The organism is Streptococcus australis (assembly GCF_003943615.1).
In the GTDB taxonomy this organism is placed as follows: domain Bacteria; phylum Bacillota; class Bacilli; order Lactobacillales; family Streptococcaceae; genus Streptococcus; species Streptococcus australis_C.
Genome location: NZ_RJPZ01000003.1, coordinates 109,065 through 127,721 on the forward strand (window position 1 = coordinate 109,065; position 18,657 = coordinate 127,721).

General features: G+C 43.9%; 19 protein-coding genes. 5 read left to right on the forward strand and 14 right to left on the reverse strand.

Annotated elements, in window-relative coordinates:
- Positions 1-3: 3 nt before the first annotated feature.
- From rnpA to D8785_RS09740, 14 genes are all read right to left on the reverse strand, one after another.
- Complete coding sequence (gene rnpA, locus D8785_RS04265; protein ID WP_125374587.1) at positions 4-345, reverse strand: ribonuclease P protein component; 342 nt, start codon at positions 343-345, stop codon at positions 4-6.
- Positions 346-451: 106 nt separating this feature from the next.
- On the reverse strand, positions 452-1,147 hold the full coding sequence (locus tag D8785_RS04270; protein WP_125374588.1) for a CPBP family intramembrane glutamic endopeptidase: 696 nt from the start codon (positions 1,145-1,147) through the stop codon (positions 452-454).
- Between the two features lie 157 nt (positions 1,148-1,304).
- Positions 1,305-2,198, reverse strand: coding sequence for a TDT family transporter (locus D8785_RS04275; protein ID WP_125374589.1), 894 nt, complete (start codon positions 2,196-2,198; stop codon positions 1,305-1,307).
- Between the two features lie 144 nt (positions 2,199-2,342).
- A complete protein-coding gene (locus D8785_RS04280) occupies positions 2,343-2,891 on the reverse strand; it encodes a carboxymuconolactone decarboxylase family protein (protein WP_023024535.1) in 549 nt (182 codons plus the stop codon).
- Positions 2,892-3,087: 196 nt separating this feature from the next.
- On the reverse strand, positions 3,088-3,312 hold the full coding sequence (gene asp5 / locus D8785_RS04285; RefSeq protein ID WP_023024536.1) for an accessory Sec system protein Asp5: 225 nt from the start codon (positions 3,310-3,312) through the stop codon (positions 3,088-3,090).
- Between the two features lies 1 nt (position 3,313).
- Positions 3,314-3,502: an accessory Sec system protein Asp4 gene (asp4, locus tag D8785_RS04290; RefSeq protein ID WP_123160653.1), complete on the reverse strand. Its 189-nt coding sequence runs from the start codon at positions 3,500-3,502 to the stop codon at positions 3,314-3,316.
- The gene (gene gtfB, locus D8785_RS04295; RefSeq protein ID WP_125374590.1) at positions 3,495-4,850 is read right to left on the reverse strand and encodes an accessory Sec system glycosylation chaperone GtfB; all 1,356 of its coding nucleotides are present in this window, start codon (positions 4,848-4,850) and stop codon (positions 3,495-3,497) included. The genes asp4 and gtfB overlap by 8 nt, the downstream gene beginning before the upstream one ends.
- The gene (gene gtfA / locus D8785_RS04300; RefSeq protein WP_125374591.1) at positions 4,843-6,348 is read right to left on the reverse strand and encodes an accessory Sec system glycosyltransferase GtfA; all 1,506 of its coding nucleotides are present in this window, start codon (positions 6,346-6,348) and stop codon (positions 4,843-4,845) included. Before gtfA ends, gtfB begins: the two co-directional genes overlap by 8 nt.
- A gap of 10 nt (positions 6,349-6,358) precedes the next feature.
- On the reverse strand, positions 6,359-8,734 hold the full coding sequence (gene secA2, locus D8785_RS04305) for an accessory Sec system translocase SecA2 (protein WP_125374592.1): 2,376 nt from the start codon (positions 8,732-8,734) through the stop codon (positions 6,359-6,361).
- A gap of 21 nt (positions 8,735-8,755) precedes the next feature.
- Entirely contained in the window at positions 8,756-9,226 is a 471-nt protein-coding gene (gene asp3 / locus D8785_RS04310) for an accessory Sec system protein Asp3 (RefSeq protein WP_227877759.1), read from the reverse strand.
- A gap of 5 nt (positions 9,227-9,231) precedes the next feature.
- Positions 9,232-10,776, reverse strand: coding sequence for an accessory Sec system protein Asp2 (gene asp2, locus D8785_RS04315; protein WP_125374593.1), 1,545 nt, complete (start codon positions 10,774-10,776; stop codon positions 9,232-9,234).
- Between the two features lies 1 nt (position 10,777).
- On the reverse strand, positions 10,778-12,355 hold the full coding sequence (gene asp1 / locus D8785_RS04320) for an accessory Sec system protein Asp1 (RefSeq protein WP_125374594.1): 1,578 nt from the start codon (positions 12,353-12,355) through the stop codon (positions 10,778-10,780).
- Between the two features lie 8 nt (positions 12,356-12,363).
- A complete protein-coding gene (secY2, locus tag D8785_RS04325; protein WP_125374595.1) occupies positions 12,364-13,578 on the reverse strand; it encodes an accessory Sec system protein translocase subunit SecY2 in 1,215 nt (404 codons plus the stop codon).
- 304 nt (positions 13,579-13,882) lie between these two features.
- Positions 13,883-14,260: a hypothetical protein gene (locus tag D8785_RS09740; RefSeq protein ID WP_185759625.1), complete on the reverse strand. Its 378-nt coding sequence runs from the start codon at positions 14,258-14,260 to the stop codon at positions 13,883-13,885.
- A 40-nt stretch (positions 14,261-14,300) separates the two neighbouring features.
- Between D8785_RS09740 and D8785_RS04330 the strand changes: the two genes are divergently transcribed.
- The 5 genes from D8785_RS04330 to D8785_RS04350 all read left to right on the forward strand — a co-directional run bounded on the left by D8785_RS04330 (position 14,301) and on the right by D8785_RS04350 (position 17,672).
- Positions 14,301-14,735, forward strand: coding sequence for a hypothetical protein (locus D8785_RS04330; RefSeq protein ID WP_125374596.1), 435 nt, complete (start codon positions 14,301-14,303; stop codon positions 14,733-14,735).
- A gap of 36 nt (positions 14,736-14,771) precedes the next feature.
- Positions 14,772-15,125: a hypothetical protein gene (locus D8785_RS04335; RefSeq protein ID WP_125374597.1), complete on the forward strand. Its 354-nt coding sequence runs from the start codon at positions 14,772-14,774 to the stop codon at positions 15,123-15,125.
- Between the two features lie 36 nt (positions 15,126-15,161).
- Positions 15,162-16,127, forward strand: a complete 966-nt coding sequence (locus tag D8785_RS04340; RefSeq protein ID WP_125374598.1) for a cell wall anchor protein — start codon at positions 15,162-15,164, stop codon at positions 16,125-16,127.
- A gap of 36 nt (positions 16,128-16,163) precedes the next feature.
- Positions 16,164-16,502 (forward strand): hypothetical protein, encoded by a 339-nt coding sequence (locus D8785_RS04345; RefSeq protein WP_125374599.1) that lies wholly within the window; start codon positions 16,164-16,166, stop codon positions 16,500-16,502.
- A 210-nt stretch (positions 16,503-16,712) separates the two neighbouring features.
- The gene (locus D8785_RS04350; protein ID WP_125374600.1) at positions 16,713-17,672 is read left to right on the forward strand and encodes a midas domain-containing protein; all 960 of its coding nucleotides are present in this window, start codon (positions 16,713-16,715) and stop codon (positions 17,670-17,672) included.
- Positions 17,673-18,657: the final 985 nt, after the last annotated feature.

An 18,657-nucleotide genomic window follows, 5' to 3' on the forward strand; every position in this document is an offset into this window, starting at 1 on the left:
TAATTACCTTTCCTGACGATAGACTTGCGCTAATTTTAATACATGGACTAGATTTTTTTCAACTTGGTCAAAATCCAGCTCTTCAACACCCTTTCGAGCAATCACAACAAAATCATCTGCCACAAGATGATCCTGGTGCTTCATCAAAACATGACGAATCAAGCGCTTGATTCGGTTGCGTGTCACAGCATTTCCTAGTTTTTTACTAACAGATAAGCCGACACGGAAATGGGGCTGCTCTTGTGGCAAACGGTAGATCACAAATTTTCTATTCGCACAATTCACACCACTTTTAAAAATGGCATTGAAATCTTTTTCTCGCTTGACACGATAGCTTTTTCTCAAACTCCCACTCCCTCTTTTAAATTTATTCTATTATACCATAATTTCAAAAAAAACCAACGACCTTCTGGCCCTTGGTTTGAAGCCTCCTCCATTACTGTTAAAACGACTAGGAGAAGAGTTGCTGGATAGTTGCCAAGATGATGGGTAAGCTATAAATGAAGTTCAGTCCGATATGAGCAAGGATAGGATAATACAAGGAACCCGTCTTTTCATTCAGTAATCCAAACAGGAGAGAAGGGATCGTATAGATTAAAAAACTCAAGACAGTAAAGGGATGGTGGAGGAATTGAAATCCGCTATAGATGAGGGCAGGCGCCCATACACTCGCATAGAGGGGCCATTTTTTAAAGTAGGCTTGGACAAGCGCTCCACGGAAGATCAATTCCACTGTCATCGGTCGAATGATGACCACTAGGACAAAGAGGATGAGAGATCCTAAGGCTTCCAAGGTCACGGGAAAGGAGTGATAAATAGCTAGACGTCCTTTGGTAAAACCACTGAGAAAATAGTCCAGCCAATAGATTGCACAGCTAGTGAATATAGTGGCATAGACAGCGGGGAGAAATTGTTTCTTCTTTGCCCACTGAAAAACAGTACGTGGACTGTACTTCTTTACGAATGAAAAAACCAGCATCAGATAACCTGCCTCTAAAAAGAGAAGGGTCCAAAAATAGCTAAGGGCTTGGCCGACTTGGTTGCTGACTAGCTGGGCTAACTCGCGGAATTGCGGCCGCACCAAGATGTAAAAGACCAGCAGTAAAAGTGGATAAAAGAGCTTGGCCTTTGTCTTTAAAAATTTCATACATTCCTTTCAAGGGATTAAAAATGATTTATTCATCTTACCATAATCATTCCTAGGATTCAATTAGAAAGTGGACAAAAAAGAGGTCGAGACAGCCGTCTCTAACCTCTAGTTTCTATTAGAATACAAGCTTATTGTAGGGGGCGTCCGCTTCCTTCTACCCTTTTCTGTAAATCATAAAACCCACTAGCACGGACACAAGAATGGCTAGGCAAAGAATGGTCTCTAACCAAACAAGGGGCCTTAAAAGAGAATTTTGCAATAGGCCTTGGGCCATTTTCAGGGATGTAGCTGTGATGACCGTGGGGAAGGTTAAGGCTGAAAAGGCTGGTTGGAAGCCCTCTTTTATCATTCTGGGCAGACGCGTTAAAACGAAGAAATAAAAACCTTGAGAGAGACCGATCATGAGGTATAAGAGCCAAACCGGTAGACTGGCTCCACCAAGACGGACAAGGGCTGCTAACAGAAGAGAAAAGGGCGCACAATAAATGCCTTCTTGCCCCAATAAGTGGCTCGGTAAAGGGGTGATTTTCAATCCCTGATAGATCAGTGGGTAAAGAATCAAGGTTAAGACAAAACCAAACCCGAGAGCCAGATAGGCCAACTCAACCACTCCTACCACTGGATAGGTCAAGGCTGCCACTGCAATCCCCACATAAAGGACGGTCCAACTAGGGGTGGCATTGGCTCTTGGTTTTGCCAATATATGGGTCTTGGTAAAGTAGAAAATTAAGCTACAATCTAAAAGGAAAGCAGACCACCAAACTGTCTGGGCAAGTCCTCCAAATGTAGGAAACAGTCGGAGGAGATAAGTCGATAGAATCATCCCAGCCATGGGAAAGGTCGCCATTCCAGATAGAAGGGCTGGTTCTTGAAGTTCTATCTTGGTTTCTTGCCAGTAGATCAGATGGTGAAACAAAAAGAAAACCCATAGGATCAAACCCGTCAGACTGAAGAAATGGGCCAGAACTGGGAAGGTATCAGACAGAAGGTTTCCCGCTCCTGCTAAACCTAATAGACAACCTGAAAATGCTAAAGGAATCTTTTTCATCTTGATCTCCAATTATTTTATCGCTTTCAGTATAACATAAAATATCAGGAGGCATCATCAAAAAAAGAAGTAGATATAAAATCTCCTTCTCATTTTCTTATTTTTAAGCTTTGCTCCATCATTTCATGCACAAGCTTGGTTCTTTTACGCGTAGGGCTGCAATTCTGGATTGATAGGTGTATTGGCCAAGTTATTGGCATAGTTACAGAGACTAGCCAGACTCACACCTAGGACCACATCCAAAGCATTTTGGTGACTATAACCTGCTTCTAAAAATTCAGCTAAGGCCTCATCTCCAACGCGTCCCTTGGTATTGATCACTGCTAGGGTGAATTTAGCCAAGGTATCCAATTTCGGATCTGTTTCAATCGGAGTACGATTGCGCAGAGCTTGAAGAAGGTCGTCATTCATTTGGATCTGTTTGATCGAAAAAGCTGTATGCCCTGCCACACAGAAGGCACAACCGTTGGTCACCGCAGCAGTGATTTGGACAACTTCACGTTCAACTGGTGTCAAACTGTTGCGACGGTTAATCGCACCGACTGTACGATAGGCTTCTAGAGCTGTCGGCGCATTTGCTAAAAGACCGATGAGATTTGGAATATAGCCGTTATTATCTTTTTGAACAGTTTCAAGAACCTCTTTTACCTCTTCTGGCGCTGTCTCAACTGTATGAATCTGAAATGTTGTCATAAATCTACCTCTTTTTCTCTTGGTGACACTTAGTCTATCATAGAATAGAAAGCTTGAAAAATATATATTTCATATACCTTCCATAAAAAATAGTTATCACCAAGAAGAAAAGATTCAGACGTATCGACCCCACTTCTGCTCCCGTTTAAAGTAGCTGTTTCAAGAGAAAGGTCCTTCTTCTTATTTTCCTATCCTTCTAAGCCCGAGCAAGTAGCAGATAGATTAACAAGACTAAGAAAAAGAGGACACTAACGATCAAGGTCGCTAGCTTCATCCCTCGACGGGCTAGCCAATAATTTGGCTTCCCTAAGTTACTGGTCGCATCTGTTGACAGCGATTGTTGTTGACGAGGTTGAAACATCACCAACAAAATTAAACTGATCGATAGAAGGAACATCAGCACAACAAATAGCATTTCCATCTTATCCTCCAAAAACTCGGAAAAGGGTGAGCAGTACCCCCAACAAGATAACGAGACCGATAACAACATTTAAAGTCAGGTTGACTTTTTCCGAGCGGGTTGCTTTTTCTTTTTCCTCGGATCGGCGCTTCAGAGCATTCATTCGTCCTTCTACTTCTTTATAGAACAAGTCCTTCTTCTGATCAGGCATTTCTATCACCTATCCCTTCTTGGAATCTCGAACGGAATACTTCCTGTTCGATCGCATTAGACTGTGCAATTTGATTTGAAACTGCGTGTCGATAGTTCTCTATTGATTGATAAATTTCTTTAATACGTGCTACGAGTTTGTCTTTTTCTCCTTGCCTAAAGACATTTTCTTGAGCAAGATAAGGCGGGTCATGTAAGGTCTGTTCAAAGCCAAGGATTAGCTGTTGGTGCTCAAAGGCCTTGCGAACAATCCCTTGTACCTCCCCAAAATGATTGATGTCTAGATAGATACTAGATTGGTGGAGGAGCTCCTTGATCCGCTCCTGGCTAATATTCTGATACAGGACCAAATTGGGGTAGCGGACTAGAGACATGAGCTCTGGAGACATTTCTGTCACTGCAGCAACTCGGAAGGTCACATCCGGTAATTGCTCTAACAAATAAGGTAAGGCTTCAATTTGATCTGAATTTGTTAATACAAAAGCATCCTTACGAACATCATCTTTGATTACAAAATCATAGATATAGCCAAGAGGGGCAAAAAAGCCCTGCTGCTCTGGTGATACCAACTGTAGAGCACGGAGATAAGTCTCCCTTTGAGGGATGAAGATCTTCTTCGTCCGTATCTCTGGACTGTTTAGGATGAGTTGCATATTGCCTGGCAGACTATCCCGTAGTGGCTCTTGCCAAACCAAGACATCCCGGCCTACCAGCCCCATTTTGCCGAGTTGCAAACTCAAAGCAAAAGACTGAGCCAGCGTATTGAAAAGCACCTGATCTAAAGCAAATCCTCGGTATTGGACATAAAAGACGCAGAAATCTAGTCGATTTTTGAAGATACGCATAGGCTCATGATCCAGTGTCAAGAGCAGATCACCTGTTTGATGATTTTCTGTCAGGCGTTCAACTTCTTCTTCAAAGTAGGTGGTTAACAAAGGATTGCCCTGACCATCACAACTGGTTACCGCTATTTTGCGACCATACTGATCATAGCGATCCACTGTCCTTACTTGTCCCTCTTGATTGAACCACTCTACCCGCTCAACAATTCGCTTATGAGTCGCTCCTTGGTAATAGATACGCGCTTTTTCTTGGCCGTAATAGGAAATCCGGCCACCGGACGCATCTCCAGTGATTTCCCAAAAATCAGGAACTAAAATTTCGTTAAAGAAGCGCCCCCGCTTTTCACCTGTCGGTCGACCTAAAAAGTAAAGAAAGGGCGACTCCACTCCATCGGGTAAAAAACCATTTGGTTCCAAGACAATTGTTGGATGCGTGTAATCTGCTCTTTGTAAAGAATAGAGCAGATCTTGGCTTTCGCGCGAAAACCGATCAAACACATTAAGCATGGGTCACCTCCTCAATCAATTGAAACCAAGCTTTTTCAACCTTACTGGTTAGAAAATCTTCTGCACGCGCATAAGATGCTTGACGCATGGATGCCACATTTTGACTCTGGTATAGCAAGCGGATCTTTTCAGCGAAGGACCTCGCTATCCTGTCCACAATCTGGTCTGGTTCAGTCGGAAGCAAGTAGCCATTCTCCCCATCTCTAACAAAGTTCTGATTGCCGTAGGGTACATCAAAGCCAATGATTGGAAGACCAGAACCAATTGCCTCCATCAAGGTGAGACCAAAGCCTTCACTGGTTGAAGCCGATAGGTAGACTTCATAATCTTTGTAAATAGCGGTCAAATCCATATGCCCTTTGAGCTGGATATAGTCCATCGCTCCTAACTCTTCAATTAGAGACCGCAGTTTCTCTTCCTCTCCGCCTTTTCCATAAATATCAAAAGAGAGAGCAGGTAGCTCTTTTTTTGCTTCGACAACTGCTCGAATTAACCAGTCGATGTGTTTTTCTGTCGCCAGACGCGAAGCAGTTATCAAAGAAAAAGGTTTACGAGAGTCCTTTTGCGGTAGACTTTCAAGACTTCCTACCGGAATGGTATAAATAGCAGGAGAATGCTGGGTATATTTTTCAAATTGCGCTGCCAAAACTTCCTTTTGGCGATCTGTCGCGACAATAAAGAAGTCCACCTTATCCGCATTAGTAAATTGGTAATCGTAATAATTGTTCCACAAAATATATTGATTATCAGTACTGTTGACACTATAGTGCTCCGCATGGACCACGACTCCTAGACGAGCTTTTTGGGCCTCTTCAAAAATGGGTTGGCCGATGTCCGTCTCCCGATCCAAAATCACCAGATCTTGTTTGGTCAAGTTGAGGGTTTGCATGAAGTAGCGAATCAATTCCTGCCGGCCCAGGAGATAACGATCCGGGAAACGGTAAATCTCCTGACCATCTGCCACCTGCATCCGATAGGCCACACTTCCGTCCTCATTGTAGAAACGTCGTTCAATCAAATTGGCTTGATTATTTTTTGGGATAAAGTACTCTGTACAGTAGCGAGTATAGGAAAAATAATCCTTTCTGACTAGGATCCCTCCGGAAACATACTCACAACGCTCTACATAGGGACTCTTTTCGTCCCGAAAATAGCAGGTCAAAAAACTGTCCTGGTCTTCGTAGAAATAGCGTTTCACCTTCCCCGTGGTCTCTTCTCGCGTTGGGCTCCCAGCGAACCCAGCCAGGACTTGCTCCACCGTGTAAGTCGTTGGCGCAATTTTGATATCTGTAAAATGGGTGTAGAGCCATATGATTTCATGGTCTTTAAAGCCAATATTCTCTGTTAAGTGTTGAATATTGTCTGCTAATATCATATCCATAAAAATAAACTTTGCGGGTTCTTGGATCTGTCGTAGCAACTTGGCCCGATAGGCTTGTGCATACTCGACGCCACTACTGGCCCATCCAATCCCAAGATTGATATTGTATACTGTCATAAATCCTCTTTTATGGGAAATACAGGACAATTTCCCCTTTTGTATTGATTTCTACTCGACTGAGTAAAAGATTGCGAACCATCTGCTCTTTTGCCAAAGCCTTCATCCGATCGAAAGACAAGTAGGCTTCTTGGTAAAATTCGACCAGCGGATTCTTTTGACTGGTGTACTGGCCAGATAAGGCCACACGTAATTGTTGCAAATAATCCACTTGTTCCACCCAATTTTCATCAATAGCCTTTAAAAGTACCATCCGTTGAAATTGAGCAACTACCTCATCGGATTCAAGCGTTTGATATTTAGCAAGTAACTCAGAGCGGGCTAGCTCCCAGAGAAAATCCTCTTTTGCCTGTTTGGAAGGAAAGGCTTGAGGGATCTGGGCAGGAACAACCTGATAACTGATATGATCTAGAATATAGTGATAGAAGGCAATCGGGTCTTGATACTTCTTGTTTTTGGCTACCTGGGCGAAAACTTCTCGGGCAATTTTCTCGATTAGTCCGTCCAAACGTCTACCTAACCTGATTAAACGATCCCGTTCCTTATAAACCAAATCACGTTGAATATTCATACTCTCTGCAAACTCTAAGGTCAAGCGACGACTAGCTTGCGCAGCACTTTCACTCGCATCCTGAGCTTGAGCGATTATACGTTGGTATTTTCTCCGAGATAGAGGTTTGGCTTCTTGAAGTCGATCCTCTACGTCATAATCTTGGTACCTATCTTGGATCCAATTTGGTCCCCAGTTTTTGATCAAGTCATCCTCCAGAGAGACAAAAAACTTGGTTTTTCCAGGATCTCCTTGACGTCCTGATCGTCCTCGAATCTGGAGATCTATCCGGCGATTCATCATCCTCTCCGTCCCGACGACCACTAATCCGCCTAAGGCAGCTACACCGTGCCCTAATTTGATATCTGTCCCCCGACCTGCCATCGAGGTGGCAACTGTTACCGCTCCTTTTTGACCAGATTCAGCAATCATCTGTGCTTCACGAGAAGCCTTGTTGGCATTCAAGAGATTATGGGGAATTCCTTCACGAAGCAGAAGGTTTGAGTACAAGATAGACGTCTCAACCGATCCAGCAAAAATCAAAATCGGATTTCCCTTTGCATGGACTTCTTTGATGTAGGCCACAGAGGCATAGACTTTTTCTGGCAAGGTCTGGTATATCTCATCTGGAAGATCCTGGCGAATGCGTTTTCGATTGGTTGGGATCTGAACCACTGACATGGCATAGGTCTCCAGAAATTCAGCTTCTGCAACCTTCCCAGTTCCCGTCATACCGCCGAGTTTCCGAAACATCTTGAACAAGTTTTGGTAAGTGATCGAAGCCATGGCCCGTGTCTCTGGTGTCAAAGGAAGTCCTTCTTTGGCTTCAAGTGCCTGATGAAGTCCCCCTTGAAGGCGAGTCAATTCCATGAGACGCCCCGTTGCCTGATCTAGAAGGACAATCTCCTTCTCCCCTTTTTCATTAACACGGACGACATAATCCTTATCTTTTGTATAGTTTTGATGCGCTTGTAATGCCAAATTGATATGGCGGACGAGATCACGATGTTGAGGATTATACAAATGTTGAATGGATAAAAAAGCCTCGGCTGCCTTCACCCCTTTAGGGGTCAACCAAACTTGTTTCTTGTCTCCGTCAATCTTGTATTCTTCTCCTTTTTGAAAGGTTCGGACCAAGGTATCTACAATCCCATATAGATTGGATTGAACTCGAGGAGAACCTGAGATAATCAAGGGCGTCTGAGCACTATCCAACAAGATAGAATCAATTTCATCCACAATAGCATAGTTAAACTTTGCTAGGAATTGACCTTCGACAGAGGCTGTTAAATTTTCTGAAAGATAGTCGAAGCCCAAGCTACTATTAGTAGTGTAGACAATGTCAGCTTGGTAGAGCGTCCGCTTCCTAGCTGGGGAGAGTTCGCCCTCCCTATCTTGGAGTGGAACCCCGACCGTTAAACCTAGGAAACGATAAATCTTACCCATTTCTTCCGCATCACGAGTTGCCAGATAAGTATTGGGGGTAATCACCATAACCCCCTTCCCTTCTATAGCATTCAGGTAAGCTGGCATGGTTGCCGTTAGGGTCTTTCCTTCCCCAGTTTCCATCTCTGCAATATTTCCTTGGTGGAGAACGATAGCTCCCATGACTTGAACATCGTAAGGAAACATCCCCAAGACTCGCTGAGAGACTTCTCTCACGACTGCATAAGCTTCTGCTAGCAAATCGTCCAGTGACTCCCCTTTTCGGAAACGACGGCGGAATTCCTCTGTCTTTTCTTGTAACTGCTGGTCTGTCAATTGAGACATTCTATCTTTCCAGCCATTAACCTTTTTTAAAATCTTTTTTATTTTTTTCAATTGAATAAAATCCACTAGGTCCTCATTTACTGCAATCTATTTAGTCTGTATCAGAATAGCTCCTTGTTCAGACGAAATCGGAGAAATCGTGATATGGTGAAAGGTAAACTCTTGCATCCCAGCACTGAGGAGACGCACTTGGTAAGAATAAGCTTGCTCTGGATAAACAAACCTGACCTGCCCCTCTGTACTGACCTGCCGGTCCACCATCTTACCAAAACGGTCTTGGCAAACAATTTCCAACATTACCGTATGAGCAGGCCTAGAAGTCATATGAACCTCAAGTAAGTACGTTTGTCCTCTCTGCAAAAGTGGCAGACTGGGTGCCATCCGATCCTCCCCATAGCTTGTGAGGGATTTCCAGGTTTTTAAGACTTGGCCAGAAGGCATTAAAGGATTCGTAAACCGAATCTGATCGACTGCCAATCTCTGAATAACAGACCCCCATAAATAGTCTGCCGAAGAGGTTGACCCCCAATAAATCTGGCGACCTTTTTGTTTTCTCATCCTAATCATCCGCTTCTACCAAAATCTCTTTCCATGATTTCTTTGTATTGGGTCAAGAACCACTCGATGATGGATTCCGTTGCATCATTGTGGCGACCCGGCCGACTCGAACTAATGATCCGAACAGGTTGGTGATAAAGAGCTTCTAAAATATCCGAATAAGCCTTCTGGTCGTAGTCATCATCTCTCATGTAAGCCAAGGCTAATAGAGTATCCTTTAACGCTGCTTGACCAAATCGATCCCAAAAACGCTTGTTCAAGGCCTCAATCCCTTCACTCGTCACTTGACCGACTAGCAACTGCATCATATCGAGTGATGTCCCAAATTCATCTGGCCGTTTAAACTTCAGATTGGCCGCTACATCCCCAAGATTGACAATAGGTTTTCCAACCAAGATTGCATGGGGTGAATATGAAGCTCCATAGTAGAGGGCTCCATAAGTGCCCATTGATAGACCTGAAAAGTTCAATTCTTTTGGACCAAATCCTAAGGCTTGGAGATGGTAATCGATAAAATCCTGAATCTTCTTTTCTAACTCTGGAGAGCCTAGATAGAAGCATCCTCCCTCTAGACGCGGATCCGAAAAGAGAATGAAGGGAGCTCCCATATTTTTCATCATGGAAAAGCCTTCAAAACCCTCCGCAGGACGATAGCCAGAGAAATAGATATTCAGCGGTGGCTTCAGGTCTCCTGGATGGAAATAAGCAAAAATTTCCTGACGCTTGCTGTCTCTGAGAACCTGGGACCCAAGAGAAATTTCTCCAAAGGGACCGTGAGAGAAGCGCTTGTGCAAAGCACCGATAATGAGTTGTCCCTGCCCCCTCGCTTCCAGTAAAAAGGATAGGTAATAAGGACTAGTCTCGTCAATTAGAACCGGCCTTTCCAAGTCTACTTCCGAATAGACGAGTTCCTTCTCTAACGATCCCAGACTACCACTCTGGAAAAATTGGACCCGCAAACGGATTCGACAGCCTGCCGTTTTCTCATACTCTAACCATAAATCCGCAGGAATGGTCCCATTATAAGAATAGGTGTTGACCCACTGGGCTATAGGAGTAAACTCCTCTCCATATGAACCATCTAATTCCAAAAAGTGTTTCCCTCTGACCGTTTGCATCCCTTCAAAGTCTGCTCTAATTCGTAAATCTCTGACGCTAAAAGCATCTCCGTACTGACCGTCATAAAGGAAACGATGAAGTTGATAGAGAAAGTGAGCCTTATCAGAAAAATCCCAAGCCTTAGCCTGAACCAGTTGCATCAAACGAGCCAGTTCTTCTGTAAATGACTCTTGATCATATGTTTGATCATAGAAAACAGTGTAGGGCTGAAATAGAGCCAGTTCTTCTTTGAAGTTCAATAGCCTTTCAGGATGATCCAGCACCAAGGCCTTAAACTGCTTGATGCCTTGCTCCGCCATGTAATCCTCTATCTGTAGAGGTGTTTGGATAGAAAAATAATGCCAGTTCAGACCTTCTGGGATCGTCACTTCTCCTTGCCAATTTGTAGGTCCAATTTGAAGAATATGGCCTGTTTCCAACTTTCTGTCCATCCTAGTTTTCCATCCATCCTTCCCATTTGGCGATCAAGCGCTGGCCTGTGTATTCTTGAATCTTTTCGACGGAATAAATCAGCGATTCATTCCATGGTTTAAGATCTCTAAGGAAATAGTCCATCGCTTTTTCTAGCTCTTCCTCCAGCTCCCCCAGGACATATCCATTTTTTAAATGGTCTACATACTCTGTTTGGGTGCGATTGATCTGAGGAATCCCTGCCGAAATACCTGCAATCTGTGTATACAGATTGGGTTCCTCACTCATATCTACTATTAAGCGAGTCTGTTCTAATTCTTTGATGATGTCGTTCTCATGAAAGAAATTTTGAACCTTATAACGATCTAGCTTCTTTTCAAAGAGAGAAGCATCTTCGAGGATGTGGTTTTCTCCCAGCTCGCGAGAATCAACCTGAACACCTCTAGCAGCCATCCCCATCTCGCCAGCTAAGTCTTCTAACTGCTGATCCAGTGTCGCTACTGCTTCATCAGAAGCATTGTAGATCGCGAAAACGACTTCAAATAAAGGGTTTTTCGCTAAGATTTCGAACACTTTCTCTAAAGCGGATGGAGAGGGGAGGTTCTTTTCATCCAGATAGAAAAAGATTTTCGACTCTTTCCTCTCCTGACTGCTTCCCAATCTCAGCCGCGAATCAAAGGACGTCAGGCGATGGACCTTAGAAGCAATACTTGGAGCAAGACGAAGCAAATCTTGTTTCGTTTTTTCACTATCAGTTAGCACCAAGTCAACCTCTTTTAAAGAAAAATGAAGCAAGGAATCTTCTTGTGATAGTGGCTGGCGTTGCCCATAAAAAGAGAGAACCTTTGAAATGCCCCGCTCCACTTGTTGGATAAAGGGTAGGTTAGCTGGATGGGCCGCAATCACCATACGATCGTGACCGGGAACTAGGTCTTCTAGTATAGCTTTCATTTTTTCAGCAACCACTTCGCCCATGTCCGAGTAAGTTTCTCGTTTAAACTGCTTCTGAAAGGCTTCATTAACAAAGACCATGTGGCTAGCATCCATCAATAACTCTCTCAAAACCCAGTCCCCTTCGGGGGTTAGATAGTCTTGGAAATACGGACTTCCCTCTTTGTAGTATAAGACACTGGAAATAAAGCCTCGATCATCTAGATACTGCACATAAACCGTTTCTTTATCCTTTAGCCGATTAACTGAAAGAAGATTCCCATCTGTCCCCAAATCGATACTAGCGATGACCTGACCGCGACAGAAAGCCACTATTTGAAAAGGAGTATAGGCAAAGCTTGTTTGAGCTGGCCATTCCAAATCCTCGACCTGGACCGGTATCATCTCTTGGCGAGGGGAAATCCCCTGAATGTGATCAAAAATTGACAGATAGTCTGTTTCCAACAAATCTTGCCGATGGAGGTAGTAACGCAGTTGTGGGCAATAATGTGGAAGCACTAATTTCCGCTCCACTCCCGCTTCCTGGAAGACTAGAATTTGATGAATGGTCTCATCAAATTCAATCATATCTTTCGACCAATACCAAGGCGTCGTCGTACTGTGCCAAATACGCTCGCTGCCATACCAGGCTGGTATAAAGTAATACATAGCAACTCCTAAAACAATCTTGTATAGCGTTGGTTCACGCGAAGAGCTCGAACTTCCTCCCGGATCGTCGAGATCATCCCCACAAACATGAGAAAACTTCCGGGAATCATGACCAAACGCAAGAGTCCTCTATCCCAAAGCAGAAGAAGGAAGGGCAGCACGGTAAACAGGATTAAATACAGCGTCCCAAAAACCGTTAAACGAAAGACAATTCGATTGATGTACCTACGCGTCTCTTCTCCAGGATAAACGAAATCAATATACTCTGAGTTTTTCATCATTTTGTCTGCAATTTCTTCCCCATTGACCGTTACAAAGGCAAAAGCAAAGGACAGAAGGACCATCATCAGACCGTAGAGAAATATCCACGCTGGCTCTCCTATTACCAACTCCTTAGCAATAGTGCCAGCCCATGAAGCACGGGGATTAATGGCTTGGACCAGCAAAAAGATGTATTGCGGGATAGAAACCAAGGTCATGGCATACATAAAGGGCATGCCTCCAGCTGGATTGAGCTTTACATCTAAAAACGTGTGAGCTTTCAAACTGTTGTGAATCCCCAGCTTATTCACAGGGATCCGATAGCGAGCATACTCGATGCATACGACCATATACATAAATGCTAACAAGAGGAGAAATAGAAACAGAAGGCTGTATGCTGGAAGCCCACTCTTTGATAAGGTCCCAAGGACATCCTCTGGTAAGTACAGAAGCATCCCCGCCATCATGATCACAATAGAATTCCCCAAGCCTAGTGCGGTATTTAAATCAGCTAACCAGACTAAGAAAAAAGTACCTGCTATCATAATCAAGGCATTAAGCGAGACCACTAGAAGAGGGCTCAGGTCTGTTTCTAACGGGAGATAGAGGGAAACTGCCAAAGATTGCACAAGAGCCAAAGCAAGTGTCAGATACATCTTCCGTCGCTCCACAAGGTCCGAACTGGTTCTCTCCAGGTTATGACGTTTAGATACTGTAAACAACCGCCACAAGATCATTGAAGACATCCAAGGCGAAAGCCCGAGGGCAAAAATGGACAAGCCACGAAGGTTTCCACCCATGATAGCACTCGTCAACTCCAGACCCCTTGCAGTACCTTCGTTCACATTTAAAACCTTTGCTAGGTCCACAAAGGGTAAGGTGATTTTACTTCCTAAAACATAAACAAAGATGAATAGGATCGTCCAACATAATCGATTCCTAACTCCAGATTGTTTCATCATATCCTACTCTTCTACTCCCCCTTCTCTCAAATGGTTATCCTACCTAAATCCGCTCATCAAACACTCGCATAAGACTGAACCATTTCACCTAAACAATCTCTTATCTATAAGAGAAAAAAGTTCTTCAGAAGATGATCTGAAGAACCACTATTCATCTAGCTTTTCTCCATTCATTATACCATATTTCACGAGGCTTTTCACCCCGACATTCTCAAAGAAAACCGACAAATCCTCTCATGGATCTGCCGGTATATCAGTAGAATCGAAATAAGCAAATTTTCAATTTTAAGAAAGATAATTGTATTTACTTTTTACGATGGAAAAATGAGGCCAAGCCTGCAAAGAAAGCTACTACAAGCGTGATGAACAGCTCACGTGAAGTCACTCCGAGAGAGTCCGACGTCGATTTTGCTTCGGATACAGAAGCAGCCGATTTCTCTCCAGAGGAGCTCATCTGAGGAGTCGCTTGACTTTCTGAATGAGATTGGCTTGCCGAGCTAGAAGTAGACCTACTCGTTGAAAGAGAAGTCGATTCCGATAAGAGCTGGCTTGCTTTTGATGAAACAAGTGTGCTCCTTGGTTCCTGAGGGCTCGCCGAAGCAGACTCGTACACCACTGTAGATTCGTTTACCGCGTTTGAAGCCAAGGCGGAAACGGATGACCAACTTGATGTCAGTGACATCGAATAACTAGACGAAGTCGATCTATCTGTCGAAGGCTGGTTGGATGCACTCACTTGGAGCGATGCTGATGCCAATGTTGAGATAGACCCAGATGTTGAGGCTGACTCTAAGGCAGAAGCTTGGTTACTTGAAGTTGGCACGCTAGTGGATGCCGAAGTCAATTCAGAGACTTGCTTAGTTGAGGCAGATTCTGAGGCACTTGCTGAAACCGATGTAGAATTCAAAACAGACTCGGAGCTACTTACTGATAATGACTCAATAGTGGACACTGAAGCAGATGCCGAAGCTGACGCCAACTCAGATGCTTGCGTGCGTGAAGTGGATTCAGAGCTACTGATTGAAACAGACTCTGAACTCAAGACTGATTCTGAGGCACTTGCTGAAATCGACGCACTTGCTTCTGACACACTTATCGATGCTGAAGTTGACACGCTAGTGGATTCTGAAGTCAACCCAGATACTGAGGCAGACTGAAGTTCAGACGACTCCACTTGAGCTACAGATGCTGATGTGCTGGTTGAAACTGAATCAGATGCTGAAACAGATTCCAACTCTGAAGCTTGTTTGCGTGAGGTTGATTCTGAGGCGCTTGCTGAAACCGATGTAGAATTCAAAACAGACTCTGAGATACTTACTGATACTGACTCACTAGTTGAAACTGACTCTGAGGATGAAGCGGATGCCAATTCAGAGGCTTGCGTGCGTGAAGTGGATTCAGAGCTACTGATTGAAACAGACTCGGAATTTAAGACTGATTCGGATGCGCTTGCCGAAACTGACTCTCTAGATTCTGAAGCACTTGTTGACGCTGAAACGGAAACGCTCGTTGATTCCGAAGCCAACTCAGATACGGATGCAGACTGAAGTTCAGAAGATTCCATTTGAGCTACGGATGCTGAAGTGCTGGTTGAAACTGACTCTGAGGCTGAAACTGATTCCAACTCTGAACTATGTTTGCTTGAGGTTGATTCAGAGGTACTGGTCGAAACAGATTCTGAACTCAAGATTGATTCGGATGCGCTTGCTGAAACTGATGTAGAATTCAAAACAGACTCGGAGCTACTTACTGATAATGACTCAATAGTGGACACTGAAGCAGATGCCGACGCCGACGCCAACTCAGATGCTTGCTTGCGTGAAGTTGATTCAGAGCTACTGATTGAAACAGACTCTGAACTCAAGACTGATTCTGAGGCACTTGCTGAAATTGACTCTCTAGATTCTGAAGCACTTGTTGACGCTGAAACAGAATCGCTTAGTGATTTCGAAGTCAACTCTGATGTTTGCTTACTTGAGGTAGATTCTGAGCCACTTGCTGAAACTGATTCAGAATTCAAGACAGATTCAGAGCTACTTGTTGAGGCTGACTCTGAGGCTGAAACAGATTCCAATTCTGAGCTTTGTTTGCTTGAGGTTGATTCAGAGGTACTTGTTGAAACCGATGTAGAATTCAAAACAGACTCTGAGATACTTACTGATACTGACTCACTAGTTGAAACTGACTCTGAGGATGAAGCGGATGCCAATTCAGAGGCTTGCGTGCGTGAAGTGGATTCAGAGCTACTGATTGAAACAGACTCGGAATTTAAGACTGATTCGGATGCGCTTGCTGAAACCGATGTAGAATTCAAAACAGACTCTGAGTTACTTACCGATTCAGACTCACTGGTTGACACTGACTCCGAGGCTGAAGCGGACGTCAACTCAGATGCTTGCTTGTATGAAGTTGATTCAGAACTACTGATTGAAACAGACTCGGAACTCAAGACTGAATTAGATGCACTTGCCGAAATCGACGCACTTGTTGATGCTGAAACGGAAACGCTGGTTGATTTCGAAGTCAACTCAGAAACTGAGGCTGATTGAAGTTCAGAAGATTCCATTTGAGCTACAGACGCTGATGTGCTGGTTGAAACTGAATCAGATGCTGAAACAGATTCCAACTCTGAAGCTTGTTTGCGTGAGGTTGATTCTGAGGAGCTTGCTGAAACCGATGTAGAATTCAAAACAGACTCGGAGCTACTTACTGATACTGACTCACTAGTTGACACTGAATCAGATGCCGAAGCGGATACCAATTCAGAGGCTTGCTTGCGTGAGGTTGATTCTGATGTACTGATTGAAACAGACTCGGAATTCAAGACTGAATCAGATGCACTTGCTGAAATCGACGCACTTGTTGATGCTGAAACGGAAACGCTGGTTGATACCGAAGTCAACTCAGAGACTGAGGCTGATTGAAGTTCAGAAGATTCCATTTGAGCTACAGATTCTGAAGTACTTGTTGAGACTGATGCAATCGATTCTGACACAGACAGGGAACTACTTAATGACTCAGAAGCGGTTTTCTCTGAAGTTGATAGAGAGCTGCTTACTGATTCCGAAACGGTTGCCTCTGAGGCTGATACCGAAGCGCTTGTCGATGCTGAAGAGATCGACTCCGATACAGACATGGATCCACTCACTGATTCAGAAGCGGACTTCTCTGAAGCTGATAAAGAGCTACTTACCGATTCCGATACAGAGACCTCTGATGCCGATACCGAAGCACTTGTTGATGCTGAAGAGATCGACTCCGATACAGACACAGATCCACTTAATGATTCAGAAACTGTTTTCTCTGAAGTTGATAGAGAGCTACTTAATGATTCAGAAACGGCTACCTCTGATGCTGATAGAGAAGCACTTGCCGATGCTGAAGAGATCGACTCCGATACAGACAGAGATCCACTCTCTGATTCAGAAACTAACTTCTCTGAGCCTGACAAGGAGCTACTTACCGATTCGGAAGCTAATGCCTCTGAAGCCGATACCGAAGCACTTATTGATGCTGAAGAGATCGACTCCGATACAGACACAGATCCACTTAATGATTCAGAAACTGTTTTCTCTGAAGTTGATAGAGAGCTGCTTACTGATTCCGAAACGGTTGCCTCTGAGGCTGATACCGAAGCGCTTGTCGATGCTGAAGAGATCGACTCCGATACAGACAGCGATCCGCTCTCTGATTCGGATGCAGACTTCTCTGAAGCTGACATCGAAGTACTCGTTGAGGCTGATGCAACTGACTCCGATACAGACAGGGAGCCACTCACTGATTCAGAAGCGGTTTTCTCTGAAGCTGATAAAGAGCTACTTGCCGATGCTGAAGCGATTGACTCTGATACAGATAAGGAACCACTTAATGATTCAGAAGCTGACTTCTCTGAGGCTGATAGAGAGCTACTTAATGATTCAGAAACGTCTACCTCTGATGCTGATAGAGAAGCACTTGCCGATGCTGAAGTGATGGACTCCGATACAGACAACGATCCACTCTCTGATTCAGAAACTAACTTCTCTGAGGCTGACAAGGAGCTACTTACCGATGCTGAGGCAGAGACCTCTGAATCATTCTGCAAATCAGACTGAGAAGAAGATAGCGATTGAGATTCAAGTACCTGTGAAATGGATAGACTATCTGATACTGAGTCACTACTTGACACCGACTCAGATAAGGAGGTTGATTGACGAGCCGACAGAGAAACAGCTGCAGATAGAGATTGAGACTCTGAAGCAACTACTTGTGAGCTGCTTTCTGAGTAGGAAAGACTATCTTGTGCTGACATCGAATGAGAAGCTGAATAACTGAGTGATTGAGATCGCAATTCAGAAGGAGTCATTCTTCGGTAATAGTAATTCACACTCTTCGATGGCGAGTAACTCACCCCGGTCGAAACTGTATGATAAAACTTAGAAAATCCGTCAGCGCCTTGCAGTGATGCATCATCACCCACAATATGGCTACCACTCAGCTGTGCCTGCTTTTCTGGAGCGGAAGTATATGGTTTACGAAAAGAATATTCCTTACCCGTTTTTTCATCCGTATAGCTTACCTTCTCTGTCAAGGAGAACCAACCTGAGATTTTTAACTTAAAGTTTTTTCCATCTGAAAAATCAGGAGTAACTGTAAGAGAATAATCTTCTTTCTTGCTTTTTACCTCTCGCGTCTCAAGATGTTCAAAGGTTTCATTCCAATGATCGTTTCTAAAGGCCTTTTCATACACTAAGGTATAATTTGCAAGATCAAATACTGTACCGTTATCTCCTTTGCGGTAATTCCATAGTTTAGAAGGATCCAAGACATAGTATTTTAAGGTATAATCACCATTTGGACTCGTTACTTCTCGGACAAGCTTAATATAGTGGTCTCTTGCCCCTCCTCGATAGGTTTCGACAGTCTGTTTCCCGACTTCACTAAGATCAAAGACACCAGACATCTTATTCTGATGATAGTCTACCAGTGGAACTTGCACAAATCCGTCCAATTGTCGAGCAGCTGAAGCTGTGTACTCCTGACCTTCAATACCAACCTGGGCATAAGAGGCCAAAACAGTTTCTCTACCATTCGGAACGT